Source organism: Salipiger sp. 1_MG-2023 (assembly GCF_030547555.1).
In the GTDB taxonomy this organism is placed as follows: domain Bacteria; phylum Pseudomonadota; class Alphaproteobacteria; order Rhodobacterales; family Rhodobacteraceae; genus Salipiger.
In genome coordinates this window covers 16,450-42,652 of record NZ_JAUOQN010000026.1, presented here as the reverse complement: position 1 = coordinate 42,652, position 26,203 = coordinate 16,450, and the positions used below count along the sequence as shown (strand labels likewise).

Below are 26,203 nucleotides of genomic sequence, written 5' to 3'. Positions count from 1 at the left end.
ATGAGCACGCTGGAAAACAACAGTCTTGAGCCGATGGCCGACGCGCCCGTTCTGTCCCCTGGCAAGGTGATGCTCTCGCACGCCAAATCGCACCGAGGCCTGATGCTGGGCGGTCTGGTCATCCTGACCATCGTGCTGGTGGCGATCTTTGCACCGCTGCTGGCCCCGCATGATCCCTATGCGCAGGTGCTGTCGCGCAAGCTGGTCCCGCCGGTCTGGTTCGACAGTTCCAAGGCAACGTGGGACCATATTCTGGGCACCGATCATCTAGGCCGCGATTACCTGTCGCGCCTGATCTACGGCGCGCGGATCTCGCTGCTGATCGGCTTCTCGGCAATGCTGATTTCGGGTGTGATCGGCACCGTACTGGGAATTTGCGCCGGCTATTTCGGCGGCCGGGTGGACATGGTGATCAGCTTCCTCATCACCACGCGCCTGTCGATGCCGGTGGTTCTGGTGGCGCTGGCGGTGATCAGCATCGTGGGCTCGTCACTGACCGTGGTGATCTGGGTGATCGGGCTGCTGATCTGGGATCGCTTTGCAGTGGTGGTGCGCAGTGCCACGCAACAGGTGAGGGGGCTGGATTTCGTCGCCTCGGCGCGCGCCTTGGGAAGTTCCACCCCGCGCATCCTGTTCTCCGAGGTGATGCCGAATATCTCCAACCATATCATCGTCATCGCCACGCTTGAAATGGCCCATGCCATTCTGCTCGAAGCGGCGCTGTCCTTCCTTGGGCTGGGGGTGCAGCCGCCGACACCCAGCTGGGGGCTGATGATCTCGGATGCCAAGGGGCTGATGTTCTTTGATGGCTGGCTGATTGCCGTGCCCGGCACCGCGCTGTTCCTGCTGGTTCTGGCCATCAACCTTGTTGGCGACGGGCTGCGCGATGTCACCGCCCCCGAGGATCGCAACTGATGCGCCCCTGGACACTCACTCTGGCAAGATCGGCAAGCACATGACCAATACGACCAAGCCAATCCTTTCGATCCGCAATCTCACCGTGGCCCTGCCGGTCAAGATCGAACGGGCCAACGCGGTGCAGAACCTGACCTTCGACGTCCGCCCCAAGGAGATCCTGTGCGTGGTGGGCGAATCCGGCTCCGGCAAGTCGATCACCTCGCTGGCGACCATGGGGTTGCTGGCCTCGAGCCTGCGCGTCACCGGCGGTGAGATCGAATTTGATGGCCGGGATGTTCTGACGCTGGACCCGACCGAACACAACGCCCTGCGCGGCGACCGCATGGCGATGATCTTTCAGGAACCGATGACGGCGCTGAACCCGGCCTATACCGTTGGCGACCAGATTGCCGAAGTGTTCCGCGTGCATCGCGACTATGACGCCGCCGAACGGCGCAAGCGCACGCTCAAGCTGCTTGAAGAGGTGCGTCTGCCCGACCCCGAGCGGCTGTTCAATTCCTATCCGCACCAGCTGTCCGGCGGGCAGCGGCAGCGGATCATGATCGCCATGGCCCTCGCGCTGGATCCCAAGCTGCTGATCGCCGACGAGCCGACCACGGCGCTGGACGTTACGACGCAAAAGCAGATCCTGCACCTGCTCAAGCAGCTCAATGCCAACCACGATGCTGGCATCATGTTCATCACCCATGATTTCAGCGTCGTGGCCGAAATCGCCGACCGCGTGGTGGTGATGCGCCACGGGCAGATCGTCGAACAGGGCACCGCGCAAGAGGTGCTGAACAACCCCCAGCACCCCTATACCCGCGCACTGATCGACGCCGTGCCGCGCCGCGCCGAAGACCGCGAGCATGTGGTGTCGGAAAACCCGGTGGTGATCGACGTTCAGAACCTGAACAAGACCTTTCACACCGCCGGAAGCATGTTCAAGAAAAGCCGCACGGTGAGTGCGGTAAAGGACATCTCGTTTCAGGTCCGGCGCGGCGAAACGCTGGGCATCGTCGGGGAATCCGGCTCTGGCAAGACCACGCTGGTGCGCTGCCTGATGCGGCTGATCGACCCCGACAGCGGCGCGATCAACATCTCTGGCGTCGATTTCGCCAGCCAGACCTCTGCCGCGCTGCGTCAGCACCGCAAGGACATCCAGATCGTGTTTCAGGACCCGTATGGCTCGCTAAATCCGCGCCGCACCATCGGCAGCCAGCTGATCCAGGGCGCGATCAATTTCGGCGTCCCGCGCGAGGAAGCGTGGGACCGGGTCTACAAGCTTCTGGAAATCGTGCAGATGCCGAAATATTCGGTGCACCGCTATCCCAGCCAGTTTTCCGGTGGCCAGCGCCAGCGGCTGTGCATCGCCCGCGCGCTGGTGGTCAACCCCAAGGTGCTGATCGCGGATGAGGCGGTGTCGGCGCTGGATGTGTCGATCCAGCGCGAGGTGCTCAAGCTGATCAACGACATCCGCGACCGGCTCGGCCTGACCGTGATCTTCATCACCCACGACCTGCGCGTCGCGGCGCAGATCTGCGACGAGGTGCTGGTGATGAAGCACGGCGAAGTGGTCGAACGCGGCGGCGTCGGGCGGATCTTTACCGCGCCAGAGCACGACTACACCAAGGCTCTGATCGCCGCGCAGCCGGGGCAGGACTGGGAGATCCCGATGATGGCCGAATTCGCGCCGCAGGCCGCCGCACGAAAGGTGGGCACGCTATGACCGAGGCGACCTTTGATTTCATCATCATCGGGGCGGGGTCCACGGGATGCGTGCTCGCCAACCGGCTGTCGGCGAAACCGGGGCTGCGGGTGCTGCTGCTTGAGGCGGGGCCGCGCGATCTCAACCCGTGGATTCACATCCCCATCGGCTATTACCGCACGATGGATGATGCGCGCATCAACTGGAGCTACCAGACCGAAGACGTGCCGGAAACTGCCGGTCGGCGTTTCGACTGGCCGCGCGGCAAGGTGCTGGGCGGGTGCAGCTCGATCAACGGGCTGGTCTATGCGCGCGGGCAGGCCGAGGATTTCGACCACTGGCGCCAGCTTGGCAACACGGGCTGGGCCTATTCCGACGTGCTGCCGTATTTCCGTCGGGCCGAGGGCGCGTCGATCGACAATATCGACGAGGATTGCCATGGCCGCGACGGGCCTCTGGGCGTCAGCCGCGCCAGTCCGAACCCGCTGTGCGATGCCTATATCGCCGCCGCGGCGCAGGCAGGGATTCCCACCAACCCCGACTACAACGGCCACGAGCAAGAGGGCGCGGGCTATTTCCAGGTCACCACACGCAACGGGTGGCGCAGCAGCGCGGCAACCGCCTATCTCAAACCGGCGCGCAAACGGCCCAACCTGAAGGTGCAGACCGACACCATGGTGCGCCGCCTGATCATCGACGGCACCCGCGTTGTCGGGGTCGAGGTCGAGCGGGGCGGTACGGTCGAAATCCTGCGCGCCGGGCGCGAGGTGTTGCTGGCGGCGGGGGCGATCAACTCGCCGCAGATTTTGCAGCTGTCGGGCATCGGCAACGCCTCCCTCCTGCGCGAGCATGGGATCGAGGTGGCGCACCATCTGCCCGAAGTCGGTGAGAACCTTCAGGATCATTACACCTGCCGTAGCACCTATCGCTGCGCGCAACCCGTCACCGTCAATGACGAAGTGCGCAGCTGGCCCCGCAAGATCGGTGTGGCGCTGCAATGGCTCAAGGATCGCAGCGGGCCAATGTCGCTGAGCGCCGGGCAGGTGGGTGTCTTTGCCAAGACCCGCCCCGATTGCGCCACGCCCGACGTGCAGTTCCATTTTCTGCGCTACACCGCGCAGAAACGTGGCCGCACGCTGGACCCGTTTTCCGGATTTACCGTCACCATGTGCCAGCTGCGGCCAGAAAGCCGGGGCCATGTGCGGATCACCTCGCCAGATCACACGGCAAAACCGCTGATCCAGCCCAATTACCTGAACACCCACACCGACCGGGAAACCATGGTGGCGGGCATGAAACTGGTGCGTAAGGTCGCCGCCCAACCGGCGCTGTCCGATTACATCAGCGCTGAGATGATGCCGGGAGCGGATGTGGCCGACGATGCCGCGCTGCTGGAGTACGTGCGCGCCAATGGCGGGTCGATCTTTCACCCCAGTTCCACCTGCCGCATGGGCGCCGATGACGGCGCGGTGGTCGATCCTCAGCTGCGGGTGCGCGGGCTCACGGGGCTGCGCGTGGCCGATGCGTCGATCATGCCGACGCTGGTGTCGGCCAACACCAACGCCGCCTGCATCATGATCGGTGAAAAAGCTGCCGACATGATCCTGCAAGACATCGCCTGACATGGCCAGACCCACAAAAAAGAAGCGAACACCAAGATGAAGATCAAGGATATCAAGACCTTTGTGGTCGGCAATAAATCCATCCACCGGGGCGGGCCGTATTGGGTCTTTGTGAAGGTCACCACCGATTGCGGCACTGTGGGGTACGGCGAGGTCTACGGCGTCGCTTTTCACCCCAAGGCGCTGGTGGCGATGATCGACGACATGTTCGACCGCCATTTCGCGGGGGCCGATCCGTTCAAGATCGAACGCCATTTCCGCCACGTCTATTCCGCCGGATTCTCGCAGCGCCCCGATCCCACGGTGATGGGCATTTTCAGCGGCATCGAGATGGCGCTGTGGGACATCATCGGCAAGGCATTGGACAAGCCGGTGTACGAGTTGCTCGGCGGCAAGGTGCACGAGCGGCTGCGCAGCTACACCTATCTCAACGCCCCGGCCGATGCCGCGTCGAACAAAAAGGTCTATGACGACCCCGATGCCGCCGCCGAACGGGCGCTGGAATACATCGCCCAAGGCTTCACCGCGCTGAAATTCGACCCCGCGCGCCCCTATACCGCGTTCGATCCGCGCCAGCTGTCGATGGAAACGCTGGATTTCGCCGACCGCTACACCGCCCGCGTGCGCGAAGCGGTGGGCACCAGCTGCGATATCCTGATCGGCACCCATGGCGAGATGTCACCCTCGGGCGCGCTGCGTCTGGCGCGGCGGTTGGAGGCGCATGATCCGCTTTGGTTCGAGGAACCGACCCCTCCCGACAACATTGCCGGCATGGCGCGGGTGGCTGCGGGCACGCGCATTCCAGTGGCGACGGGCGAGCGGCTGACCACCAAGTACGAATTTGCAGATCTGCTGCGGCAGGATGCGGCCTCGATCCTGCAGATGAACCTTGGCCGTGTGGGCGGCATTCTTGAGGCGAAAAAGATCGCGTCGATGGGCGAGGCCTTTCACGCCCAGATCGCGCCGCATCTGTTCTGCGGCCCGGTCGTCGGCGCAGCCAATATCCAGGTGTCGGCCTGTAGCCCGAACTTCTTGATCATGGAAGGGATCGAGCAATGGGGCGGCTTCCACGCGGAGATCCTGACCACCCCGATCCGCTGGGAGGATGGCTACATCATTCCGCCCACCGCGCCGGGGCTTGGGGTCGAACTGAACGAAGCGGTGGCCGAGGCCAACCCCTACACCGGCGAGCGGCTGCAACTGCGGATGGGCGATGAGCCGGCATGTGCGATTTTAGCGGAGACAACCCCATGAAGAACCCATTTTCCCTGGACGGCAAAGTCGCCATCGTCACCGGCGGCAGCAAGGGCATCGGCCTGTCCATCGCCCATCATCTGGCCGCGATGGGCGCCAAGGTCGCCATCGCCAGCCGCAAGATCGACGCCTGCGAAGCGGCCGCCGAAGAAATCCGCGCCGCCGGGGGCGAGGCCATGGCCATCGCCTGCAACATCTCGCGCCGAGAGGACTGCGAGGCGCTGGTGGCGCAAACCCATGCGGCGTGGGGGAGGCTGGACATTTTCGTCGCCAATGCGGCGGTCAACCCGGTCTATGGCCCGCTGGCCGAATTGTCGGATGAAGCGTTCGACAAGGTGATGACGTCGAACGTGCACAGCGCCATCTGGTTCGCCAATGCCGCCATGCCGCATATGGCCGACGCGGGGGGCGGGGCGTTCATTATCGTCTCGTCCATCGGTGGCTTGCGCGGATCGGCGACGCTGGGGGCCTATGGCATTTCCAAGACGGCGGATGTGGGTGTGACCCGCTCGCTCGCAGTGGAATGGGGGCCGAAAAACATCACCGTCAACTGCATCATGCCGGGGCTGATCAAGACCGATTTCGCCCGCGCGCTTTGGGAAAACGACAGCCTGCGCGACGACCGGATCGCCCGCACCCCGGTGCGCCGTCTGGGCGCACCCGAAGACATCGGCGGGGTCGCCACCTTCCTTGCCGGTCCGTCGGCCCGGTTCATCACAGGGGAGGTCATCGTCGTGGATGGCGGAACCACCATCGTCGGCCCCTAGGGACGCGTCACCCGGCATGTCGGCCCCTAGGGGGGCGTCGCCCAGATAGGGCGGAAACACTGAACACCTGAACATCTCCGCAGGACGGAACGTAACGGCCGATTTCAGGCCGCGGCTTCCTGCGGCCGTAAAATGGCCCTGCGCCAGAAAATAATGGAGCAATATCAATGGATTTCGACCAAAGCCCAAAGGTGAAAGACCTGTGCGCGCGGCTGAATGCGTTCATGGAAGACCACATCTACCCCAACGAACCACTCTATGCCCAGCAGCTGCAAGAGATGGGCTATGGCGTCGAGCATTGGGAAAACTGGGGCGGTGTTCCGATCATCGAAGCGCTCAAGCCCAAGGCGCGCGAAGCGGGTCTGTGGAACCTGTTCCTGCCCGAAAGCCGCAAGGGCGGCGGGCTGACCAACCTCGAATACGCGCCGCTGTGCGAAATCATGGGGCGTGCGCCGTGGTCGGCCGAGGTGTTCAACTGTTCGGCCCCCGACACCGGCAACATGGAAACGCTGGAACGCTTCGGCACCGAAGAGCAGAAAAAACAATGGATGGAGCCGCTTCTGGCGGGCGAAATCCGCTCGTGCTTTTCCATGACCGAACCGGATGTGGCGTCATCGGATGCGCGCAACATCAGCCTGACCATCACCCGCGACGGCGACGAATATGTCATCAACGGGCGCAAATGGTGGACCTCCGGCTCTGGCGATAGCCGCTGCAAACTGTTCATCGTGATGGGCAAGACCGACCCCGACGGCGCAGACCCCTATCGCCAGCAAAGCATGATCCTTGTGCCGCGCGACACGCCCGGCCTGACAATCAAGCGGATGATTCCAGTGTTCGGCTTTTCCGATGCGCCGCACGGGCATGGCGAAATCATCTATGACAACGTGCGGGTTCCGGTGTCCAACATCCTGCTTGGCGAAGGGCGTGGATTTGAAATCGCGCAGGGTCGCCTGGGGCCGGGGCGCATCCACCACTGCATGCGGATGATCGGGCAGGCCGAGGTCGCGCTGGAAAAGATGTGCAAGCGGGTGCTCGACCGGCATCCCTTTGGCAAGCCGCTGTCGGATCAGGGCGTGACGCGCGAGCGTATCGCCAATGCGCGCATCCTGATCGATCAGGCGCGGCTGCTGACGCTGAACGCCGCCGACCGCATGGACAAGGTCGGCAACAAGGAAGCCCGCAAGGACATCGGCATGATCAAGGTCGTTGCCCCCAACATGGCCGCGCAGGTCATCGACTGGGCGATCCAGGCCCATGGCGCCGCCGGCGTGTCGAACGATTTCGGCCTGTCCTACGCCTATGCCCGCGCCCGCGCGATCCGTCTGGCCGATGGCCCGGACGAGGTTCACCAGAACCAGATCGCTCGGCTTGAACTGAAAAAATACACAAACAAGAAGGTGTGACATGACTGCTCCCAAAACCATCGGTTTCGTCGGGTTGGGCCAGATGGGCGAACCCATGTGCGCCTTTATCTGCAAGGGCGATGCGCCCGTTCTGTGCCATGACCGCACGCCGGGCCTTGCCCCCAAGGGCGGCATTGAGGTCGATAGCCTTGCCGCCGTCGTAGCGGGGGCGGACACGGTTTTCCTGTCGCTGCCCGATGGCAAGATCGTCAACGCGGTTGCGGGCGAAATCGCCGCCCTGCCGGATGTCGCGGGCAAGGTCATTATCGATATGTCCACCATCGGCCCGGCCGCTGCCAAACAGGCCGCCGCCACCATTCAGGGCGCGGGCATGACCTATATCGACGCCCCGGTCAGCGGCGGGCGACAAGGCGCGCTCAAGGCGGCGATCACCATCATCTGGTCCGGGTCGCGCGCAGAAATGGACCGCCACCAGCCGATCCTTGACCTGTTTTCCAAGAACACCTTTCACGTCGGCGACACGCCGGGGCAGGGGCAGGCGGTCAAGCTGCTGAACAACTTCCTGTCGGCCACCGCGATGGCGGCCAGCTCCGAGGCGGTGCTGTTCGGGCTGGCGCATGGGGTCGAGATGAAAACCATCATCGACGTGGTGAAGGTTTCGACCGGCAACAATACCGCGATCGAGGATAAATTCCCCAACCGCGTGCTGCCCGGCACCTATGATGCCGGCTTCTTTGCCGAGCTGTTGAACAAGGATGTGCGGCTTTACAACGAATTCGTGCGCGAGGCGGGTACCTCCAACCTCATGGGCGAGCGGGTGGCCGAGGTGTGGAACCTCGTCGAACAGACCCTACCGCCGCAATCCGATTTCACCCGCGTGTTCGAAGTTCTCGAAAACAGGGGGAAATCATGAGCTTTGAGCGCCCATACGAGGGGTTGAAGGTCGTCGACCTTTCTCAAGGGCTCGCCGGGCCGTATTGCGCCATGTTGCTGGCCCAGCAGGGGGCCGATGTGGTCAAGGTCGAACCGGCGGGGGGCGACTGGGCGCGTCTGATCGGCGGGGTCTACGGCGATCACACCGCCTATTCCATTGTCGCGAACATGGGCAAACGCGCCATCAGCCTGAACCTCAAACAACCCGAGGCCAAAGAGATCACCGACAAGATGATCGGGCAGGCCGATGTGTTCATCGAAGGCTATCGCCCCGGCGTGGCTGAGCGGCTCGGTTATGGCTATGAGCGGCTGGCCGAGATGAATCCGGGGCTGCTCTATGTGTCGATCTCGGGCTATGGCCAGTCGGGGCCGATGCGCGACCGCCCGGCGATGGACCCGATGTTGCAGGCCTTCAGCGGCTTCGTGGATGAGAACACCGGGCTTGACGGTATCTCGCATCACACGCCGGTCAGCTATTTCGACATGGCGACGGGGCTGTTTGCCACGCAATCGCTTGCCGGGGCGCTCTATGCGCGGCGCGATCACAACCGGGGCCGCAAGATCGAGATCAGCCTGATGGAAGGCGCCGCCGCCATTCAGGCCGTGCGTCTGCTCAGCGGGTTTCGCGGCGGGGCGCGCAAGGCATCCACCGCACCCTCGGGCACGTTCAAAACCAAGGACGGCTACATCCAGATCAACATCGTGCGCGACCGTGAATTCGCCACCTTCTGCGATCTGATGGATCTGCCCGAGCTTTGGGCCGAAGAACGTTTTCACACCATCGCGGGGCGGCTGGCCGATATCGATTACCTCAACGACTATGTACGCGGGATCACCGCCACATGGGACGCCGCCGCGCTGTCGGATCGGCTCAGCAAGGCGGGGCTGCAAAACGAGGTCGTGCAGTCTTATCGCGATTTCGTCCACCACCCTCAGGCCAAGGAAATCGGCGTGTTCAGCTGGCTGGAACAGGCGGGCAGCGACGATCCTTGGCCGGTGCCCAACATCCCCGGTCTGCCCGATTTCACCGTGGGCGAGGTGCTGTCGCAATCCCCCACCATCGGCCAGCACACCCGGCAGATCATGACCGAGCTCGGCTATGCCGCCGAGCAGATCGACACGCTTTATGCCCAAGGCGTGGTGGCCTGATCCCCCAATTTAAGGAATTGAACAGATGAACAACGATCTTTTTGAACACGGCCTGAAACAGCGCAAGGCGGTTGTCGGCGCAGAGTATGTGGAACGCAACCTTGCCGCCGCAGATGAGTTCACCCGCCCGTTTCAAGAGGCGATGACCGCGTGGTGCTGGGGGTTTGGCTGGGGCGATGACACGATCGATCACAAGACCCGCTCGATGCTCAACCTCGTGATGCTGGCCGCGCTGGGCAAGATGCACGAGTGGGAAATCCACTGCAACGGCGCCATCAACAACGGCGTCACCAAGGAAGAGATCCGCTCGATTATCCACATCATCGGCATCTACTGCGGCGTGCCGCAATCGCTGGAATGCTTCCGCCATGCCCGCAAGGTGCTGGAAGACCGCGGGCTGCTGGACGCGGCCGACAAGTGACCCACAGGAAGCGGAGCGCAACGACGTGACCATACTCGACAAGCATTACATCGACGGCGTCTGGACCAGCGGGCAGGGCGGGCGGGATTTCCCCATTCTGAACCCGGCGAGCGAGGCGCAGATCGGCACCGTCACCCTTGGTACGGCGGCGGATGTGGATCGCGCCGTCGCCGCCGCTGCCCGGTCCTTTGAAAGCTATTCGCGCACGACCAAAACCGAGCGGCTGGGCTATCTGCGTGCGCTGCAGGCGGCGCTTGAGGCGCGCATCAATGATATGGGCGACGCCATAAGCGCCGAGATGGGGGCGCCGATCACCCTTGCGCGCAACGCGCAGGCCGGCTGCGGTCCGCGCCACGCCGCCGCTTATGTCGCCGCGCTCGAGGCCCATTCCGAAGAATACAGCCTGCCGAACGGTGACATCATCCGAAAGGACCCCATCGGGGTCTGCGGTCTGATCACGCCGTGGAACTGGCCGATCAACCAGATCGCGCAAAAGGTCATGCCAGCGCTTGCGGTAGGCGCGACCTGCGTGCTCAAGCCCTCGGAACACACGCCGCTGTCTGCGGCGATCTTTGCGCAATGCGTGCATGAGGCGGGCCTGCCTGCGGGCGTGTTCAACCTTGTGTTCGGGGATGGCCCCGGCGTGGGCAGCGCCATGTCGCGCCACCCGGATTTGGCGATGATGTCCTTTACCGGCTCGACCCGCGCCGGGGCGATGGTGTCGCGCGACAGCGCCGAAACAGTCAAACGCGTGGCGCTGGAACTGGGCGGCAAATCCGCCAACCTGATCTTTGCTGATGCCGATCTGGAAACCTGCGTGGCCGCCTCGGTGCAGCGCTGCTTTCTCAACACCGGGCAGGGCTGCAACGCGCCGACTCGGATGCTGGTCGAACGCAGCTGCTATGACGCGGTGCTCGACCTTGCGCGCAAGGCAGCCGAGGCGCAGGCCGTCGACGATCCCGCCAAAGAGGGCGGCCATATCGGCCCGCTGTTTGATAAGATGCAGTTCGAGCGGGTTCAGGCGATGATCCAGCTGGGCCTTGACGAGGGCGCCCGGCTTCTGGCCGGTGGGCCGGGGCGGCCCGAAGGCTTTGACAAGGGCTGGTTCGTAAGGCCGACGATCTTTGCCGATGTCAGCAATGACATGCGCATCGCCCGCGAAGAGATCTTTGGCCCGGTGCTGTGCATCATCCCGTTCGACACCGAAGAAGACGCGATCCGCATCGCCAATGACAGCGATTACGGCCTTGCTGCCTACGTCCAGACCGGCAGCGCCGGGCGGGCGCGGCGCGTCGCCCGACAGCTGCGCGCTGGGGTGGTGGCGATCAACGGGCAGGGTGCCAGCTATGGCTCGCCCTTCGGGGGGTACAAACACTCCGGAAACGGGCGTGAGGGCGGGGCTTTCGGGCTCGAGGAATATCTCGAGGTCAAGGTGATGCCGTCGATCGACGCAATGGCCGACGCAGGCCGGTTCACCACCGACTGAGCCGGACAGGAAAAGGAAGACACCATGCTGGATGCCTATATCTACGACGGGCTGCGTAGCCCTTTTGGCCGCCACGGCGGCGCGCTGGCCGCGATCCGCCCCGATGATCTGATGGCGCAGGTCATCACCGCGCTAATGGCTCGCACAGAGCTTTCGGGCGATCAGATCGAAGACGTGGTGCTGGGCAATGTCTGCCAGTCCGGCGAAGACAGCCGCAATATCGCGCGGTTTTCCGCACTACTGGCCGGACTGCCCGAGGGGGTGGGCGCGCAGACGGTCAACCGGCTTTGCGGGTCCAGCATGGCGGCGGCGCTGGATGTGGCACGGGCGGTGGCGGTGGGCGAGGGCGATCTGTTCGTCGCCGGCGGCGTGGAAAGCATGACCCGTGCGCCCTTCGTGATGGGCAAATCGGCGACGGCCTGGTCACGCCAGAGCGAAATCCACGATGCCACCGCCGGCAAGCCCTTTCCCAATCCTCGGTTTCAGGAAGCGTTTGGCCACGAGTCCATGCCGCAGACCGCCGACAATCTGGCGGCTGACTTCGGCCTGTCGCGCGAGGCCTGCGATCTGTTCGCCGAGGCCAGCCAGCGGCGCTATGAAACCGCGCGCGAGGCCGGGTTTTATGACGGCGAGATAACTCCGATCTCGATTGCCGGGCGCAAGGGGGCCGTCACGAGGGTCTCGCAGGACGAACATCCGCGCCCCGACACGACCCTTGAAAAGATGGCGGCGATGCGCCCGCTCGATCCCAAGGGGGTGGTCACGGCGGCCAATGCTTCGGGCATCAACGATGGGGCAGGCGCGCTGCTGATCGGGCGGGCGGGTCTTGGGCCTGCACCGCGCGGGCGCATTCTTGCCGGGGCGGTGTCCGGGGTGGCGCCGCGGGTGATGGGGATCGGCCCGGCCCATGCCATTCCCAAGGCGCTGACCCGCGCGGGGCTGAGCCTTGCGGATATGGATGTGATCGAAATCAACGAAGCCTTTGCCTCGCAGGTCATCGCCTGCTGCGCCGCGCTCAAGATCGCGCCCGATGATGCGCGGCTGAACCCGAATGGCGGCGCCATCGCCATCGGTCATCCGCTGGGCGCATCCGGCGCGCGGCTGATCCTGACCGGGCTGCGCCAGCTCGAGGCCAGTGGTGGCCGCTATGGCTGCCTGTCGATGTGCATCGGTTTCGGGCAGGGCATCGCGGTGATCATCGAGCGTTTGCAATGAAGGGCGAGGAGGCTGAGGCCATGAAAGACGACGTGACGGCAATCGCAAGGATCGAAACCGAAGGCGAGATCGGTCTGATCTGCCTTGCCAAACCACCGGTCAACGCGGTGGGGCTGGCGCTGCGCAGTGCTATCCATGACGCTTTTCAGACCCTGAGCCGCGATCCGGCGATCCGCGCCATCGTGCTTTACGGCGAGGGGCGGTATTTCTCGGCGGGCGCGGATATCAAGGATTTTGGCAAGGCGGATGTGCAACCGACCCTGCCACAGGTTCTCAAGGCGCTGAACGACAGCGACAAGCCGGTGATCGCTGCGCTGCACGGCGTTGCCTTTGGCGGCGCGCTGGAACTGGCGCTGTCGACGCATCTGCGGGTCGGTGTGGCGGGACTGCGGATCGCCTTGCCAGAGGTGAAGCTGGGGCTGCTTCCGGGGGCTGGCGGCGCGCAGCGCCTGCCACGGCTGACCGGGTTGGCAAGCGCCATCGATATCATCTGCTCGGGGCGCGATGTGCTGGCGGACGAGGCGCTGTCGCTTGGCATTCTCGATCGGCTGGTCGAAGGCCCGGCGCGCGCGGCCGGGATTGCAGCGGCCCGCGATGTGCTGGCCGGAACGCTGGCACACCGGCAGACCGACGCGCGAGTGGTTGCCGATGATCCGGCCGCTGTAGACGCTGCACGCAGCCGCCTAGAGGCCAAGCGCCCGGCGCTGATGGCGCCTTTGAAGGCACTGGAGGCAGTCTGCGCCGCGACCCTGCCCATTGACGAGGGGCTTGCGGGTGAACGCGCGCTGTTCATGGAGCTGATGGCCGGTGACGAACGCGCCGGGCTGGTGCACGCTTTCTTTGCTGAGCGGGCCACTGGTCAGATCCCGGAAAAATCCGCCACCCCGCGCACGATACAGCGCATCGCCGTGATCGGTGGCGGCACGATGGGGGTGGGTATTGCCACCTCCGTACTGATCGGCGGCTATCAGACCGACCTGATCGAAGCGCAAAGCGCCCGTGTCGCTCAGGCCCGCAGCGGCATCGAAAAGAACCTCGCAGGTGCTCTGAAACGCGGCAAACTGACCGCAGAGTCGCACAAGGCCGCGCTTGACGGGCTGGGGTGCACCGACAGTCTGGATGTTGCCGCCGAGGCCGATCTGGTCATCGAGGCGATCTTCGAGAATATGGAGGCCAAGATCGGGGTGTTTGCCAAGCTTGATGCGATCTGCAAGCCGGGTGCGATCCTTGCCACCAATACCTCGTATCTTGACGTCAACCAGATCGCTGCAGCCACCGCCCGGCCCGAAGACGTGATCGGCCTGCACTTCTTTTCGCCAGCCCATATCATGCGGCTGATCGAGGTGGTCGTCGCCGACAATACCGCGCCAAGCTGTGTTGCATCGGCTTTTGCGCTGGCGCGCAAGCTTGGCAAGGTGCCGGTGCGCGCCGGGAACTGCGACGGCTTCATCGGCAACCGCATCCTGACGCAGTATCGCCGCGCCGCCGATTACCTGCTGCTTGACGGGGCCGATTTCGCCGAGATCGACGCTGCGCTCGAGGAGTTCGGCTTTGCCATGGGGCCCTTTGCGGTCAACGATCTGGCCGGGCTGGATATTGCGAGGGCCACCCGGGATCGCAAGGCCGCGACCCGCCCGCCGCAAGAGCGCTATTCCCGCGTCGCCGATCTGATCTGCGATCAGGGCTGGTTCGGGCGCAAGACCGGACAGGGCTATTACCTCTACGAGGCCGGCAAGAAACCCGTCGCCAATCCCGGCGCAGTGGCGATCGTCGAGACCGAACGCCGGGCGCTGGGCCTCGCCCCGCGTGCCTTCAGCCGCGAGACCATCGTCGCCCGCTGCCTGACAGCGATGATCGCCGAAGCGGTGCGGGTGCTCGAAGAGGGCGTCGCCCTGCGTCCGGTGGATATCGATGCGGTCGAACTGTTCGGCTACGGCTTTCCCCGCCATCGCGGCGGGCCGATGCATCAGGCCGATCTGATCGGCCCGGCAGAGCTGATCCGGCGCATCGAAGATTACGCCGCCGAAGACCCGCATTTCTGGCAGGTGCCCGATCTGCTTCGCAAGATGCAGCGCGACGGGCGCAGCTTTGCGGATCTGAACGGATGAGCCGGACGGACAACATAAAAGGACCCACCCCATGAGTGAGAACGGCGGCCCGCCCCTGATCGACGTCAGTGAGGCGCTCAGTTTCGATGAAAACGCTCTGCGAACCTATCTGGCGGATCATTTGCCGGGCTTTTCCGGCGACTTGACGGTGCGCCAGTTCAACGCCGGGCAAAGCAACCCGACCTATCAGCTGGACGCGGGGGGGCGCAAATACGTCCTGCGCAAGAAGCCGCCGGGAACGCTTCTGCCGTCGGCCCACGCGGTGGACCGGGAATACCGGGTGATGCACGCGCTGCGCGACACCTCGGTTCCGGTGCCGAAAATGCTGCACCTGTGCACCGATGCTTCGGTGATCGGAACCGACTTCTACGTCATGGAAATGGTCGAGGGTCGGGTGTTTCACGATCCCAGCCTGCCGGGGCTGACACCGCCAGAGCGGCGCGCCTTTTACGACAGTTTCATCAAGGCATTGGCGGCGCTGCATGCGGTTCGCCCCGAGGCCGTGGGCCTGGGCGATTTCGGCCGACCTCAGGGCTATCTGTCGCGTCAGGTGGCGCGCTGGAGCAAGCAGTACAAGGCGACGGAAACCGAGACCATCACCGCAATGAACAAGCTGATGGACTGGCTGCCCGCCAACCTGCCAGAGGATGACGAGGCCGCCATCGTGCACGGTGACTTCCGCCCCGGCAATGCCATCGTGGCGGCGGGCTCTCCCGAGGTGATCGCGCTGCTCGACTGGGAGCTGTGCACCCTTGGTCACCCGTTGGCCGATCTGGGCTATGTCTGCGCCAATTACCACGCCGACAACTTGCCCACCGGGCAGTTCAAGGGGCTGGATTTTCAAAGCTTGGGCATCCCGACCGAGGCGGAATTCCTTGACCTTTACTGCCGCTATTCTGGTCGCGAGTCTGTCGACAACCACTTGTTTTTCGTGGTGTTTTCATTCTTTCGTAGCGCCGCGATCATTCAGGGCGTCTATAAGCGCGGGCTTGACGGCAACGCCTCGTCGCAAAAGGCGCTCACGCTGGGGCATCTGGCGCGGGTGCGGGCCGAAAACGCCTGGCGCATCGTCGAAGAGAATCTTTGAGCCATGGTTCGGGCGGGCGCGTCAGGCACCCGCCTGGCCTGAGCCTCTGGCCAGTTTCGGCGATGCCAGCGGGTTTGCATGGCGCGCAAGGGCGTTTCCACCTTGACGTGTGCACCCTATCCGTCAGCATCCATCGCGTGTTCATGGTGGAGGGGCGGGAATGGCAAGGCTGGTGGTGTGCTGCGACGGAACCTGGAACAGTCCGGGGCAGGAGGCGAACGGGCTGCCCTCGCCCACCAACGTGGTGCGGCTGCGGGCCTGTCTTGCCGCCGCGGGGGCTGATGGGCAGGCGCAGCACAGCTATTACCGGCTGGGCGTAGGCGCATCTGGCGGGCCGCTGCGCCGCGCCGCCGAGGGCGGTCTGGGCATCGGGCTGGGCGAGGACATCAAGAGCGCCTTTTACTGGCTTGCCACCCGCTGGCAACCGGGGGACGAGATCTTCCTGTTCGGCTTTTCGCGCGGGGCCTACGCGGTGCGCAGCCTTGCCGGGATGATCGGGCGCTGCGGGCTTGTCGATCTGTCGGGTGTGCAAGATGAGGCGCAGCGGTGGCAGCGGGTGGATGCGGTCTATGCCGCCTACCGCAAGCTGTCGGCGGATGCGCCGTTTGACAGCGCCGTGCCCTGCCACCGTGATGTGCCGATCCGCTTTCTTGGCGTGTGGGATACCGTCGGTGCACTGGGCATTCCGCAGGATTTCGGCATCAACCTGCTGGGCCGGGTGGGGCGGCTGCGCTTTCACGACACCCGGCTGGGCGACAATGTTGCAACTGCGCGGCACGCGCTGGCCATCGACGAGCGGCGGCAGAGCTTTGCGCCAACGCTGTGGCAGGGTCACGGCGCGGGGCGCGATATCCGGCAAGTCTGGTTTGCAGGGGTGCATTCCGACATTGGCGGCGGCTACCGCGAACGTGGGCTGGGCGACATCGCGCTGCGCTGGATGATCGACGAGGCGGCGGCCTGCGGGCTGGGGTTTGCGCCCGCTGCGCTCGAGCAGATCGCGCCGGACCCGCGCGGGGTGATGCATCGCTCGGTGCGCGGGGTGTTTGCGCTGCTGGGGCGTCGGCGGCCACGCGCGGTGCCTCGGCTGGCGGAGGAGACCGAGGCTGTGCATCCCGGCGTGGCGGCGCGGCGCCTGACACCGCCGCTTGATCAGGCGGGATACTGGCCCGAGACGGCGCTGGCGCCAGGGGAGGCGGTGCGCCTCGATGTGTTTGCGCGCAGCCGCTGGAATGCGACCGGGATCTGGCTGCAGGCCGGGGCACGCTATCGTTTCGACGCAGACGGCGAATGGCTCGACGCCGGTATCCGCTGCAGCGCTGCCGGGCCGAAACCCGGTCTGCACCTTGGCAAGGCGCTCTGGCTTGCGGCAGCGCCGGCATCAAAGCTTCAGGGTTGGCTCCGTCGCAAGCCGGGAAATGGCAGCGCCGTGGTCTGGGCGGCGCGCCGGGCCGAGGCGCTGCCGTGGATGTCGCTGGTCGGAATCGTCGCCAGCGGGCAGGGCGCCAGCGAGACGCGCGGGCGGATCTGCCCGCATGAGACGCTGGCCATCGGCGCCGGGGGCACGCTGACCCCGCGCAGCAGTGGCTACCTCTATTGTTTCGCCAATGACGTCTGGGGCGCTTATTTCAACAATCGCGGCAAGGTGTCGCTGAGCGTTACGCGGCTTTAACGAACGCGAAAGATCAGCAGCCCGCTTTCGGAATCGCCATGCGCAACCGGGTCCAGAAACGCCGGAACCGCGCCCCGTTCCACCTCGTAGCCAAAGCCCGAATAGCCGTGACGGTGCAGCGAGACCAGCTCGGGGTCGTCCGGGCACAGCACCAGATAGTCGATGCCGGTCGCGGTCAGCAGGCTGTGGGCCTCTGCCGGGGACTGCGCCAGAGTGATCTCGAGCTGGCGGCGCATTCCGCCCTGATTGCGGTGATAGGGGGCCGACAAGGTCCGGTGCGCGCTGTGCAGCAGGATCTGCGTGCCAAGGTTCGACGGCGCCGACACCACGCCCGTCGGCAGCGCCGCCAGCGCGGCGGTGGACTTGGCGGTAAAACAGGCGCGCGTGTCGGTTTTCGCAGAGGTGGCGGCATGGGCCGGACCTGCAACCTGACTGATCACGCGTTCGGTGCCGTCCAGAATCTCGCCCCATGTCATCGGCACCGCGAGCAGAAAGCAGGCAAAGGCCGCAAGCGCGGCGATCGGGCGGCGGTCGCGTTGCCAGATCTGGTGCAGCCGGGTGATCAGCACGCCAAGCACCGGCGCGCAGAGCGTCAGCAACGCCGATGCGCCGCGCAGCTGGTAGATTGTCAGCGCCAGCGCGCCGATCAGCAGCAGCGTCATCAACAGCCAGCTGGCGCTGCGCTGGTTCCAGGCAAACCACGCGGACAGGATGATTGTCGCGAGGCCAACCAGATAGTAGCCATAGAGAAACAGCAGGCCAGAGCTGCGCAGCAGGTCGCCAAGCCCGCGCGCCTCGGTGACGAAGGCCAGCCAATGCTGCGCAAGATAGGGGTCAAGCGCGTCAAGCGGGTTGTTCAGGCAAGAGGGCAGCGCCGCCAGCGTCCCCCCGGCAACCCCGGCGAACAGCGCGCCGAGCACCGCGCCGCGCAGTGCCAGCCCGCGCCCAGACACCGTCAGCGCCGCCAGCGCCATCGCGCCAAGCCCCAACGCCACCGGCACTGCGAGGTCGATCGACAGCGCGTCGCAAAATCCCCCCCGGTAGGCCGAGGCCGGGGCGAGGGCCACAAACAGCACCAGCAGCCCGCCGATACCCCCGGCGGCAAAGCCCAGCACCGGCGCACGTTCCGGCGCGCCAAGCGCCAGCCAGAACCCGGCCAGCCCCAGCGTGCCCATCGCCAGCAGCGGCAGCGTCTCGACACCAACGGCAAGCGACGCGGCCAGCGCGACCCCCGCCAGCACCGGCAGCCAGCGGCTTTCGCGGCGCCCGAGAATGCCCAGCAACATCGTCAGGAACAGCGCGATCTGCACGTTGTGATGGTCGATGGACCCCGGCAGAAAACGCACCTCCAGCCACAGCATGAACCCGGCCAGCGCGGCGGCAAAGGGCGCAGCGCTGCGCCCGCCCAGCGTTGCGGCAATGCGCCCCACCAGCCACATGGTCAGCGCCAGCAGGATCAGCGGCCAGCAGAAGATCGCCAGATATTCCGCCTGCGCCCGCGTGGTGACTAGATCGAACAGCAGGATCAGCCCGGCAATCGGTGCATCGACCAGCCGCGACCAGTGCATCTCGAAGCCGCCATCGAGGCCAAGCCTTGGCTGCGTCAGATCGAACCATGGCTGGCCGTTCAGCAGATCGCGCACCTCGACCAGACGCAGGGCGGAATCATTGTACATGTCGAACATGAAATCCGGCAGGCCCTTGGCCCTGCTTACGCTCATCAAGAAAAGATAGGCAAAGACAGCGACCGGAATCCATCGCATCGGGCTTGGGGCTTGGCGCGCCTGGGTCATCTGGACTGCTCTTGCTTGTTGCCGTCGTCGGCATGGTGTTCGCCGCGCCACAGCGGCGCAATGGGGGCTTGATCACGGCGGCAGGCTGCGTCCATCAAGAGGGGCGCATCAACCCGAAGGTTCCACCCATGCCCCGCCAAGACCCCGCCGAGACCCGCCGCCATTTTGGCGGTTTCCTCGTGGCGGGCGGGCTGGGGTTTCTGGCCGACGCTGGGGTTTTGACGCTGGGCACCATGGCCGGGCTGCCCCCGGCGCTGGCACGGGTGCCGTCTTTCCTTGTGGCGGTGCTGCTCACATGGGCGGTGAACCGCAAGCTGACCTTCCGCACAAGCGCCGCGCCGGGGCTGCGCGAATTCCTGCACTACCTCGCGGCGATGGCGCTGGGGCTTGGCATCAACTACGCGGTGTTCGTGGCGGTGCTGGCCGCCGCGCCGCTGGCGCAGGGCTGGCCGGTGCTGGCGCTGATCCCCGCCACGGCGGCAGGGATGATCGCCAATTTCCTCTCGGCGCGACATGTTCTGAACCGCTGATGTCATCGCCGCCCCCGCAGCCCTCAGCCCCGAGGGCCGGGGATCTGAAGATAGGTCATGTAGCGCGCCTCGCGTCGTCCGCGCGCCACGGTTTCAAGGATCACCGCGCAGACCAGCGACAGCGCCGCCAGCCCAATGCCGGTCAGCGACACGAACAGCGAGGGAAAGCGCGCCACCAGCCCGGTTTCCATGAACTCGGCAAAGATCGACGCAAACACCGCCAGCGAGGGCAGCGCCATCAGCCCGGCGAGCCCGGCAAAGAACTGCAGCGGCTTTTCCTCTTTCACCAGCAGGCCGATCATCCGCAGGATGCGCCAGCCATCGCGATAGGTGCTCAGTTTGGAATTGCTGTTCTCGGGGCGGGCGGAATAGGGGGTCGGCACTTCTCCGGCGGGCATCCGCAGTTGCAGCGAATGCACCGTCAGTTCGGTTTCGATCTCGAAGCCTTGGCTGAGGGCGGGAAAGCTTTTGACGAAGCGGCGCGAAAACACCCGGTAGCCTGACAGCATGTCGTTGAAATCGCGCGCGAACAGGGTCTGCACGAGGCCACTCAGCAGCCTGTTGCCGAACCTGTGTCCGGCACGATAGGCGGCGGCGTCGGTGCTGATCCGCGCGCCGTTCACCATATCGAGCTTGCCGTCGGTCAGCATGGTGATCATCGCGGGGGCCGAGGCCGCGTCATAGGTCGCATCGCCATCGGCCATGACATAGATGTCGGCTTCGACATCGGCGAACATGCGGCGCACCACGTTGCCCTTGCCCTTGCGCGGCTCGAAGCGAACGATGGCCCCGGCGTCGCGGGCAATGCGGGCGGTGTCGTCGGTGGAATTGTTGTCATAGACATAGATCCGCGCCTGCGGCAGCGCGGCGCGAAACTGGTGCACGGTCTGCGCAATGGCGGCGGCCTCGTTGTGGCAGGGCAGGATCACCGCGATTTGCGGATCTGGCCCGGCGCGCCGCGCGCGGCTTGCAAACGCGTCGAGCAGGTCAAGGCCATCGGCGTAATCGCCCGCGACGGGGGCTGCGTAATCCTTCATTCCCGTGCCCTTTTCCGGCTGCGTTTATCGGCATTCTTCCGGCGGCAAAATGCCGGACAGATGCGCGTTGTTCAGCAGGGTTACAGGGGCAATCGGGCAGGCTTTGGCCGCGAATGTGGCACAAGCGGCGCTTTTTCGCGGGAGGCGCGGGGCTTGCCAAGGCGCAGAAACGAAAACGGCCCTGCCAATGGCAGGGCCGTTCCAGTCGATAGCGCGCGAGGATTACTCCTCGGTGGCTTCTTCGCCTTCTTCATCATCCGCTGCCTTCAGGCCGCGCGGCGCCGAGATGTTGGCGATGACGAAATCACGGTCGATGGTCGGCTTGGCGCCTTCCGGCAGCACCACATCGGAGATGTGGATCACGTCGCCGATCTGGCGGCCGGCGAGGTCGACGGTGATGTGGTCGGGGATGTCACCGGCCAGCACGTTCAGTTCGACTTCCTGACGCACGATGGTCAGCACGCCGCCCTTCTTGATGCCGGGGGCCGTTTCCACGTTGATGAAATCGACGTGGATGAACAGGTTGATCCGGCTGGTGCGGCGCAGGCGCATCAGGTCGAAGTGGGTGGGCAGGTCTTTGACGACATCGCGCTGCACGTCGCGGCAGATCACGCGCACGTCTTCGTGGCCTTCAACCTTGAGGTTGAACAGCGTCGACTTGAAGCGGCCCTGCTTGAGGCGCTTGAGCAGCACGTTGAACGGCATCTGAACCGCAAGCGGTTCGGCTTCGCCGCCAAAAACAATGCCCGGAACCATGCCATCGCGGCGTACCTGCCGAGCGGCGCCCTTGCCCGTCCCCGGCCGTTCCAGAGCTTCGAGATCAGGAATCTCACCAGCCATGTTGTATCTCCATATATAAGGGCAGGGTGCCTCCAAGGCTGTCACCCCGCGTAAGAGCGCCCCTTTAGACCGGATCGCGGCATTTCTCAACCGGTTTCTGCACGGCTGGTGCGGCGCATGAAAAACCCCCGGCAAGCATCTGCTCGCCGGGGGCCAGAGCCGCGCAAGGAGGGGGCGTTTCAACGCGGCCCTGTTTGCGGTGGGCTTACATCGCTGGCAGCAGCACCCGGTCGATGACGTGGATCACGCCGTTCGATTGGCGCACGTCGGCGATGGTGACGGTGGCGGTGCGGCCCTGCTCGTCGGTCAGTTCGATCTTGTCGCCGTCCATCTTGGCCTGAAGCGTGCAGCCGCCGACGGTCGGCACCGGGTGGACGCCGCCGTCATCGGCGATCATGCCAGCGATGGCATCGGACATGGCCGAGGCTGCCACCACGTGGCAAGTGAGGATCTTGGCAAGCTGCGCCTTGTTCTCGTCCATCATCAGCTGCGACAGGCTGTCCTCCGAGATCATCGCGAAGGCGTCGTTGGTGGGGGCGAACACGGTGAACGGGCCTTCGCCGCTAAGCGTATCGACCAGCCCTGCCTGCTTGACAGCCGCCACCAGCGTGGTGTGATCGGCCGAGTTCAGGGCGTTCTCGACGATGGTCTTGTCGGCATACATCGCCGCGCCCCCGACCATCGGGTTATCCATCGGATCGGCGGCCAGCAGCGGGGCGGCAAAGGTGGCGGAGGCAAGAGCGGCTATAGCGGTGGTCTTGAAAAACATCTGGTCTCTCCCGTAGCGCCGGGCGGTTGTCGCCCGGATCTGCACGAAGACACGCAAGACCCCGGTGTCGCAGTTTCAGAAAAGGAAATCACAGCTTCGTGAAGGCGCCGAAAGTCGCCCTTAGGCGGGCACCATGACGATGCCCGCCGCGACGATCAGTCCTGCCAATCGCCGGAAAAATTGCGCGGAATCATCAGGATGTCGCGATCAAGCGCTGTGACATCCGTGCGCCCGCACAGCCCCATGGAAGTGTCGAGTTCCTTGTGGATCACCCGCAGCGCCTCCGAAACTCCGGTTTCGCCCATGGCGCCCAGCCCATAGATATAGGCACGCCCGATCCAGCAGCCCTTGGCGCCCATGGCAACGGCCTTCAGAACGTCCTGACCCGAGCGCACGCCGCTGTCGAGATGCACCTCGATACGATCCCCGACCGCGTCCATGATCGGCCCCAGCGCCCGAATCGAGCTAAGCGCGCCATCCAATTGTCGCCCGCCGTGGTTGCTGACCACGATGGCATCGGCGCCGACGTTGCATGCCTCAAGCGCATCGCGCGGGTCCATGATGCCCTTGATGATCAGCGGGCCATCCCACATCTTGCGGAACTGCCGGATGCGATCCCAGTCCAGCGCCTGATCGAAATTGTTATGCGTCCAGTCGGTGAGGCTGGCCGCATCCCCGACGCCCTTTGCATGGCCGACGATATTGCCAAAGAATCGCCGCTTGGTTTTCAGCATGTCCAGCCCCCAAGCGACACGGTAGCTCATGTCGGCGATGGATTTCGCGGTCAGCTTGGGCGGGGCGGACAGCCCGTTCTTGATATCCTTGTGGCGCTGACCCAGCATCTGCAGATCCACCGTGATCACCGCCGCCGAGCATTTGGCGTCTTTCGCCCGGTCGAACAGGCGCTGGGTGAAATCGTCGTCCTTCATGGTATAGACCTGCAACCAGAACGGTTTCGAGCTGTTTTCGGCGACATCCTCGATCGAACAGATCGACATCGTCGATAGGCAATAGGGCACGCCGAATTTCTCGGCGGCGCGCGCGGCGTGAATTTCGCCATCCGCATGCTGCATCCCGGTCATGCCCACCGGGGCCAGCGCCACTGGCATCGCCACATCCTGCCCGACCATCTGCGATTTCGTCGTGCGGCCGGTCATGTCGATGGCGACTCGCTGGCGCAGCTTGATCTCGCTGAAATCCGAGACATTCTCGCGGAAGGTCTGTTCGGTCCAGCTGCCGCTTTCGCAATAATCGTAGAACATCTTCGGCACACGCCGTTTGTAGATGCGCTTGAGGTCCTCGATCTCGGTGATCACGGGCATTGCGCCCTCCTTTATGCTGAAAGCGGTCAGATTTTCTTACCGCTCAAGCGCGCGGCGCGCAATGTTCTCGGGAAAAACTTGCTGCGGCTGCAAGATCGACATCTGGCGATAGCTGATGACGCAATGAGGTTCGGAGCAAACCGAGCCCATGGGGCCAAGCCTGAACGAGGCGTTCCAGGCCGTGACGGGCATCGCGATTGCCGACATCGCCGAAGCACTGGCAGGGCCGGGGTGAGTCATTTCCTTCAATCTCAAGCCATGTTATAGCCACGCACGTAGAAAAAGGAGGCACGCATGGCCTGGAAAGTGTTCATCGACGGCGAAGCCGGTACCACGGGATTGCAGATTCGCGAGCGTCTTGAGGCGCGCGCGGATATCGCCCTGGTCCAGGTGCCGCATGAACTCCGAAAGGATGCGGGGGCGCGCTCCGAGGCGCTGGCCGAGGCCGACGTGGCGATCCTGTGCCTGCCGGATGACGCGGCAAAGGAAACCGTCGCATTGGCCGCACCGCACGGCACGCGGATCATCGATGCCTCGACGGCGCATCGGGTCGCAGACGGCTGGACCTTCGGTTTCCCCGAAATGTCCAAGGACCAGCGCGCTGCAATTGCCTCGGCGCGGCTGGTGTCGAACCCCGGCTGCTGGTCGACCTGCGCCATCGCGCTGATCCGCCCGCTGGTCGAGGCAGGAGTGCTGGCCGCAGACGCCGCGCCGGCGATCTCGGGCGTGTCCGGCTATACCGGCGGCGGCAAGGCAATGATCGCCGAGTTCGAAAGCGGCGAGACCGGCGGAGGATTCCTTTATGCCGTAAGTCAGGGCCACAAGCACCTGCCCGAGATTTCGAAGCACGGGCTGCTAAGTGCGCCTGCGGTGTTCGTGCCGACTGTCGGGCATTATGCGCAGGGCATGGCGGTGGCAGTGCAACTGCCGGGGCTTGGCGCCGATGGCGCTGAGGCGGCCGAAGCGGCGCTCAAGGCGGCCTATGCGGGCGAGCGGTTTGTGTCGGTGGTGGCAGCTTCGGTGCACGAGCCGCGCGTCATGCCGCAACGGCTGAACGGCACCAACGGGCTGGAGCTGTCGGTGCATGGCAACCCAGAATCGGGTGCGGTGGTGCTGGTGGCGGTGCTCGACAACCTCGGGAAAGGGGCGTCGGGGGCGGCGGTTCAGAACCTCAACATCATGCTTGGCTGCGACGAAGGCGCCGGGCTTGAGGGCGCGGAGCGCGCTGCGGCGGAGTAAAAGCAGGGGGGCGCTGCCCCCCTCGGCGCCTGCGCGCCTTCCCCCCGGAGTTTACCTGCAAGATGAAGCCGGGGCGCGGTGCCTCATCTTCATCTTGCTGAATAAACTCCCGCCGGAGGCAGGCATGACATGGCGGTCAGGCGCGCGCTCAGGCCCGATGCGCGCCGTCTGCCAGCGATTTAACAAAGGCAAGCACCTCCGCGACGGGTTTGCCTTCGGCTTGGGCAGCCACGATCGCCGAGCCCACGACGCAGCCGTCGGCCACGCTTGCGATGCTCTGCGAGGTTTCCGGCGTGCGGATGCCAAAGCCGACGATGACAGGCAGAGCGGACGCGGCCTTGATGCGGGCCACTTCGGGGGCGACATCGGTGGCCTCTGCGGCGGCCGCGCCGGTGATGCCGGTGATCGACACGTAATAGACGAAGCCCGAAGTATTCTGCAGTACCTTTGGCAGGCGGTTGTCATCGGTGGTGGGCGTGGCGAGGCGGATGAAGTTCAGCCCGGCCTTCTGGGCGGGAATGCACAGTTCATCGTCTTCCTCGGGGGGCAGGTCGACCACGATCAGCCCGTCGATCCCGGCCTCTTTTGCATCGACCAGGAACTTGTCGACGCCGCGATTGTAGATCGGATTGTAATAGCCCATCAGCACGATCGGGGTGGTGTTGTCGCCCGCGCGGAAATCGCGCACGAACTGAAGCGTGCGCTCCAGCGTCATGCCTGCTTCGAGTGCGCGCTGCCCGGCCAGCTGGATCGTCGGTCCGTCTGCCATCGGGTCGGTGAAGGGCAAGCCAAGCTCGATGATGTCGACGCCCGCGCCGGGCAGGCCGCGCACCAGCTCGAGAGAGGCGTCATAATCCGGGTCTCCGGCCATGACATAGGCGACGAAGGCCTTTTTCCCCTCGGCTTTCAGGGCGGCGAACTTGGCGTCGATGCGGGTCATGGTCTTCCCTTCACTTGTCTCGGGCGCAGGTCTGCCGGATCGGCGGGGGG

22 protein-coding genes are annotated in these 26,203 nt (G+C 64.8%); 16 read left to right on the top strand and 6 right to left on the bottom strand.

The window, feature by feature from the left end:
* The 14 genes from Q4543_RS13560 (at window position 1) to Q4543_RS13495 (ending at window position 17,683) form a co-directional block, all read left to right on the top strand.
* On the top strand, window positions 1–915 hold the full coding sequence (locus tag Q4543_RS13560; protein ID WP_303439016.1) for an ABC transporter permease: 915 nt from the start codon (window positions 1–3) through the stop codon (window positions 913–915).
* A 40-nt stretch (window positions 916–955) separates the two neighbouring features.
* Window positions 956–2,626 carry an ABC transporter ATP-binding protein gene (locus tag Q4543_RS13555; RefSeq protein ID WP_303439015.1) on the top strand — a complete coding sequence of 557 codons (1,671 nt, stop codon included), beginning with the start codon at window positions 956–958 and terminating at the stop codon, window positions 2,624–2,626.
* Window positions 2,623–4,227 (top strand): GMC family oxidoreductase, encoded by a 1,605-nt coding sequence (locus tag Q4543_RS13550; RefSeq protein ID WP_303439014.1) that lies wholly within the window; start codon window positions 2,623–2,625, stop codon window positions 4,225–4,227. Before Q4543_RS13555 ends, Q4543_RS13550 begins: the two co-directional genes overlap by 4 nt.
* Window positions 4,228–4,263: 36 nt before the next feature.
* Complete coding sequence (locus Q4543_RS13545) at window positions 4,264–5,481, top strand: mandelate racemase/muconate lactonizing enzyme family protein (protein ID WP_303439013.1); 1,218 nt, start codon at window positions 4,264–4,266, stop codon at window positions 5,479–5,481.
* A complete protein-coding gene (locus Q4543_RS13540) occupies window positions 5,478–6,248 on the top strand; it encodes an SDR family NAD(P)-dependent oxidoreductase (RefSeq protein WP_303439012.1) in 771 nt (256 codons plus the stop codon). The genes Q4543_RS13545 and Q4543_RS13540 overlap by 4 nt, the downstream gene beginning before the upstream one ends.
* Window positions 6,249–6,415: 167 nt before the next feature.
* Window positions 6,416–7,654: an acyl-CoA dehydrogenase family protein gene (locus Q4543_RS13535; protein WP_303439011.1), complete on the top strand. Its 1,239-nt coding sequence runs from the start codon at window positions 6,416–6,418 to the stop codon at window positions 7,652–7,654.
* A gap of 1 nt (window position 7,655) precedes the next feature.
* Window positions 7,656–8,528, top strand: a complete 873-nt coding sequence (locus Q4543_RS13530; protein WP_303439010.1) for an NAD(P)-dependent oxidoreductase — start codon at window positions 7,656–7,658, stop codon at window positions 8,526–8,528.
* Window positions 8,525–9,697: a CaiB/BaiF CoA-transferase family protein gene (locus tag Q4543_RS13525; RefSeq protein WP_303439009.1), complete on the top strand. Its 1,173-nt coding sequence runs from the start codon at window positions 8,525–8,527 to the stop codon at window positions 9,695–9,697. Before Q4543_RS13530 ends, Q4543_RS13525 begins: the two co-directional genes overlap by 4 nt.
* Window positions 9,698–9,722: 25 nt before the next feature.
* Window positions 9,723–10,118, top strand: a complete 396-nt coding sequence (locus tag Q4543_RS13520) for a carboxymuconolactone decarboxylase family protein (RefSeq protein WP_216005673.1) — start codon at window positions 9,723–9,725, stop codon at window positions 10,116–10,118.
* A gap of 25 nt (window positions 10,119–10,143) precedes the next feature.
* A complete protein-coding gene (locus Q4543_RS13515; RefSeq protein ID WP_303439008.1) occupies window positions 10,144–11,604 on the top strand; it encodes an aldehyde dehydrogenase family protein in 1,461 nt (486 codons plus the stop codon).
* 24 nt (window positions 11,605–11,628) lie between these two features.
* Window positions 11,629–12,819, top strand: a complete 1,191-nt coding sequence (locus Q4543_RS13510; protein WP_303439007.1) for an acetyl-CoA C-acyltransferase — start codon at window positions 11,629–11,631, stop codon at window positions 12,817–12,819.
* A gap of 20 nt (window positions 12,820–12,839) precedes the next feature.
* Complete coding sequence (locus Q4543_RS13505; RefSeq protein ID WP_303439006.1) at window positions 12,840–14,927, top strand: 3-hydroxyacyl-CoA dehydrogenase NAD-binding domain-containing protein; 2,088 nt, start codon at window positions 12,840–12,842, stop codon at window positions 14,925–14,927.
* Window positions 14,928–14,958: 31 nt separating this feature from the next.
* Entirely contained in the window at window positions 14,959–16,014 is a 1,056-nt protein-coding gene (locus Q4543_RS13500; protein WP_303439005.1) for a phosphotransferase family protein, read from the top strand.
* A gap of 160 nt (window positions 16,015–16,174) precedes the next feature.
* On the top strand, window positions 16,175–17,683 hold the full coding sequence (locus tag Q4543_RS13495) for a DUF2235 domain-containing protein (protein ID WP_303439004.1): 1,509 nt from the start codon (window positions 16,175–16,177) through the stop codon (window positions 17,681–17,683).
* Here the strand turns inward: Q4543_RS13495 and Q4543_RS13490 are convergent.
* Window positions 17,680–19,476 carry a hypothetical protein gene (locus Q4543_RS13490; protein ID WP_303439003.1) on the bottom strand — a complete coding sequence of 599 codons (1,797 nt, stop codon included), beginning with the start codon at window positions 19,474–19,476 and terminating at the stop codon, window positions 17,680–17,682. The genes Q4543_RS13495 and Q4543_RS13490 overlap by 4 nt on opposite strands.
* Before the next feature lie 128 nt (window positions 19,477–19,604).
* On the opposite strand from Q4543_RS13490, the gene Q4543_RS13485 reads away from it, so the two are divergent.
* Complete coding sequence (locus Q4543_RS13485; protein WP_303439002.1) at window positions 19,605–20,006, top strand: GtrA family protein; 402 nt, start codon at window positions 19,605–19,607, stop codon at window positions 20,004–20,006.
* A 23-nt stretch (window positions 20,007–20,029) separates the two neighbouring features.
* Here the strand turns inward: Q4543_RS13485 and Q4543_RS13480 are convergent, their stop codons facing one another.
* The 4 genes from Q4543_RS13480 to Q4543_RS13465 form a co-directional block, all read right to left on the bottom strand.
* The gene (locus tag Q4543_RS13480; RefSeq protein WP_303439001.1) at window positions 20,030–21,043 is read right to left on the bottom strand and encodes a glycosyltransferase family 2 protein; all 1,014 of its coding nucleotides are present in this window, start codon (window positions 21,041–21,043) and stop codon (window positions 20,030–20,032) included.
* 222 nt (window positions 21,044–21,265) lie between these two features.
* The gene (locus Q4543_RS13475; protein ID WP_216005664.1) at window positions 21,266–21,883 is read right to left on the bottom strand and encodes a 50S ribosomal protein L25/general stress protein Ctc; all 618 of its coding nucleotides are present in this window, start codon (window positions 21,881–21,883) and stop codon (window positions 21,266–21,268) included.
* Window positions 21,884–22,088: 205 nt separating this feature from the next.
* Window positions 22,089–22,652: a fasciclin domain-containing protein gene (locus tag Q4543_RS13470; RefSeq protein ID WP_303439000.1), complete on the bottom strand. Its 564-nt coding sequence runs from the start codon at window positions 22,650–22,652 to the stop codon at window positions 22,089–22,091.
* 155 nt (window positions 22,653–22,807) lie between these two features.
* On the bottom strand, window positions 22,808–23,974 hold the full coding sequence (locus Q4543_RS13465) for an alpha-hydroxy acid oxidase (RefSeq protein ID WP_303438999.1): 1,167 nt from the start codon (window positions 23,972–23,974) through the stop codon (window positions 22,808–22,810).
* 294 nt (window positions 23,975–24,268) lie between these two features.
* On the opposite strand from Q4543_RS13465, the gene argC reads away from it, so the two are divergent.
* On the top strand, window positions 24,269–25,213 hold the full coding sequence (gene argC, locus Q4543_RS13460) for an N-acetyl-gamma-glutamyl-phosphate reductase (protein ID WP_303438998.1): 945 nt from the start codon (window positions 24,269–24,271) through the stop codon (window positions 25,211–25,213).
* A gap of 148 nt (window positions 25,214–25,361) precedes the next feature.
* On the opposite strand, the gene trpA is transcribed toward argC, so the two are convergent.
* A complete protein-coding gene (trpA, locus tag Q4543_RS13455) occupies window positions 25,362–26,153 on the bottom strand; it encodes a tryptophan synthase subunit alpha (protein ID WP_303438997.1) in 792 nt (263 codons plus the stop codon).
* Window positions 26,154–26,203: the final 50 nt, after the last annotated feature.

Bases quoted from the DNA above. Each gene is read 5' to 3' on its own strand.
- Q4543_RS13560 (WP_303439016.1), top strand. From the start codon at position 1: ATGAGCACGCTGGAAAACAACAGTCTTGAGCCGATGGCCGACGCGCCC.
- Q4543_RS13465 (WP_303438999.1), bottom strand. From the start codon at position 23,974: ATGCCCGTGATCACCGAGATCGAGGACCTCAAGCGCATCTACAAACGG.
- Q4543_RS13505 (WP_303439006.1), top strand. From the start codon at position 12,840: ATGAAAGACGACGTGACGGCAATCGCAAGGATCGAAACCGAAGGCGAG.
- trpA (WP_303438997.1), bottom strand. From the start codon at position 26,153: ATGACCCGCATCGACGCCAAGTTCGCCGCCCTGAAAGCCGAGGGGAAA.
- Q4543_RS13510 (WP_303439007.1), top strand. From the start codon at position 11,629: ATGCTGGATGCCTATATCTACGACGGGCTGCGTAGCCCTTTTGGCCGC.
- Q4543_RS13545 (WP_303439013.1), top strand. From the start codon at position 4,264: ATGAAGATCAAGGATATCAAGACCTTTGTGGTCGGCAATAAATCCATC.
- Q4543_RS13525 (WP_303439009.1), top strand. From the start codon at position 8,525: ATGAGCTTTGAGCGCCCATACGAGGGGTTGAAGGTCGTCGACCTTTCT.
- argC (WP_303438998.1), top strand. From the start codon at position 24,269: ATGGCCTGGAAAGTGTTCATCGACGGCGAAGCCGGTACCACGGGATTG.
- Q4543_RS13550 (WP_303439014.1), top strand. From the start codon at position 2,623: ATGACCGAGGCGACCTTTGATTTCATCATCATCGGGGCGGGGTCCACG.
- Q4543_RS13535 (WP_303439011.1), top strand. From the start codon at position 6,416: ATGGATTTCGACCAAAGCCCAAAGGTGAAAGACCTGTGCGCGCGGCTG.
- Q4543_RS13555 (WP_303439015.1), top strand. From the start codon at position 956: ATGACCAATACGACCAAGCCAATCCTTTCGATCCGCAATCTCACCGTG.
- Q4543_RS13480 (WP_303439001.1), bottom strand. From the start codon at position 21,043: ATGAAGGATTACGCAGCCCCCGTCGCGGGCGATTACGCCGATGGCCTT.
- Q4543_RS13540 (WP_303439012.1), top strand. From the start codon at position 5,478: ATGAAGAACCCATTTTCCCTGGACGGCAAAGTCGCCATCGTCACCGGC.
- Q4543_RS13475 (WP_216005664.1), bottom strand. From the start codon at position 21,883: ATGGCTGGTGAGATTCCTGATCTCGAAGCTCTGGAACGGCCGGGGACG.
- Q4543_RS13485 (WP_303439002.1), top strand. From the start codon at position 19,605: ATGCCCCGCCAAGACCCCGCCGAGACCCGCCGCCATTTTGGCGGTTTC.
- Q4543_RS13520 (WP_216005673.1), top strand. From the start codon at position 9,723: ATGAACAACGATCTTTTTGAACACGGCCTGAAACAGCGCAAGGCGGTT.
- Q4543_RS13490 (WP_303439003.1), bottom strand. From the start codon at position 19,476: ATGACCCAGGCGCGCCAAGCCCCAAGCCCGATGCGATGGATTCCGGTC.
- Q4543_RS13500 (WP_303439005.1), top strand. From the start codon at position 14,959: ATGAGTGAGAACGGCGGCCCGCCCCTGATCGACGTCAGTGAGGCGCTC.
- Q4543_RS13470 (WP_303439000.1), bottom strand. From the start codon at position 22,652: ATGTTTTTCAAGACCACCGCTATAGCCGCTCTTGCCTCCGCCACCTTT.
- Q4543_RS13495 (WP_303439004.1), top strand. From the start codon at position 16,175: ATGGCAAGGCTGGTGGTGTGCTGCGACGGAACCTGGAACAGTCCGGGG.
- Q4543_RS13530 (WP_303439010.1), top strand. From the start codon at position 7,656: ATGACTGCTCCCAAAACCATCGGTTTCGTCGGGTTGGGCCAGATGGGC.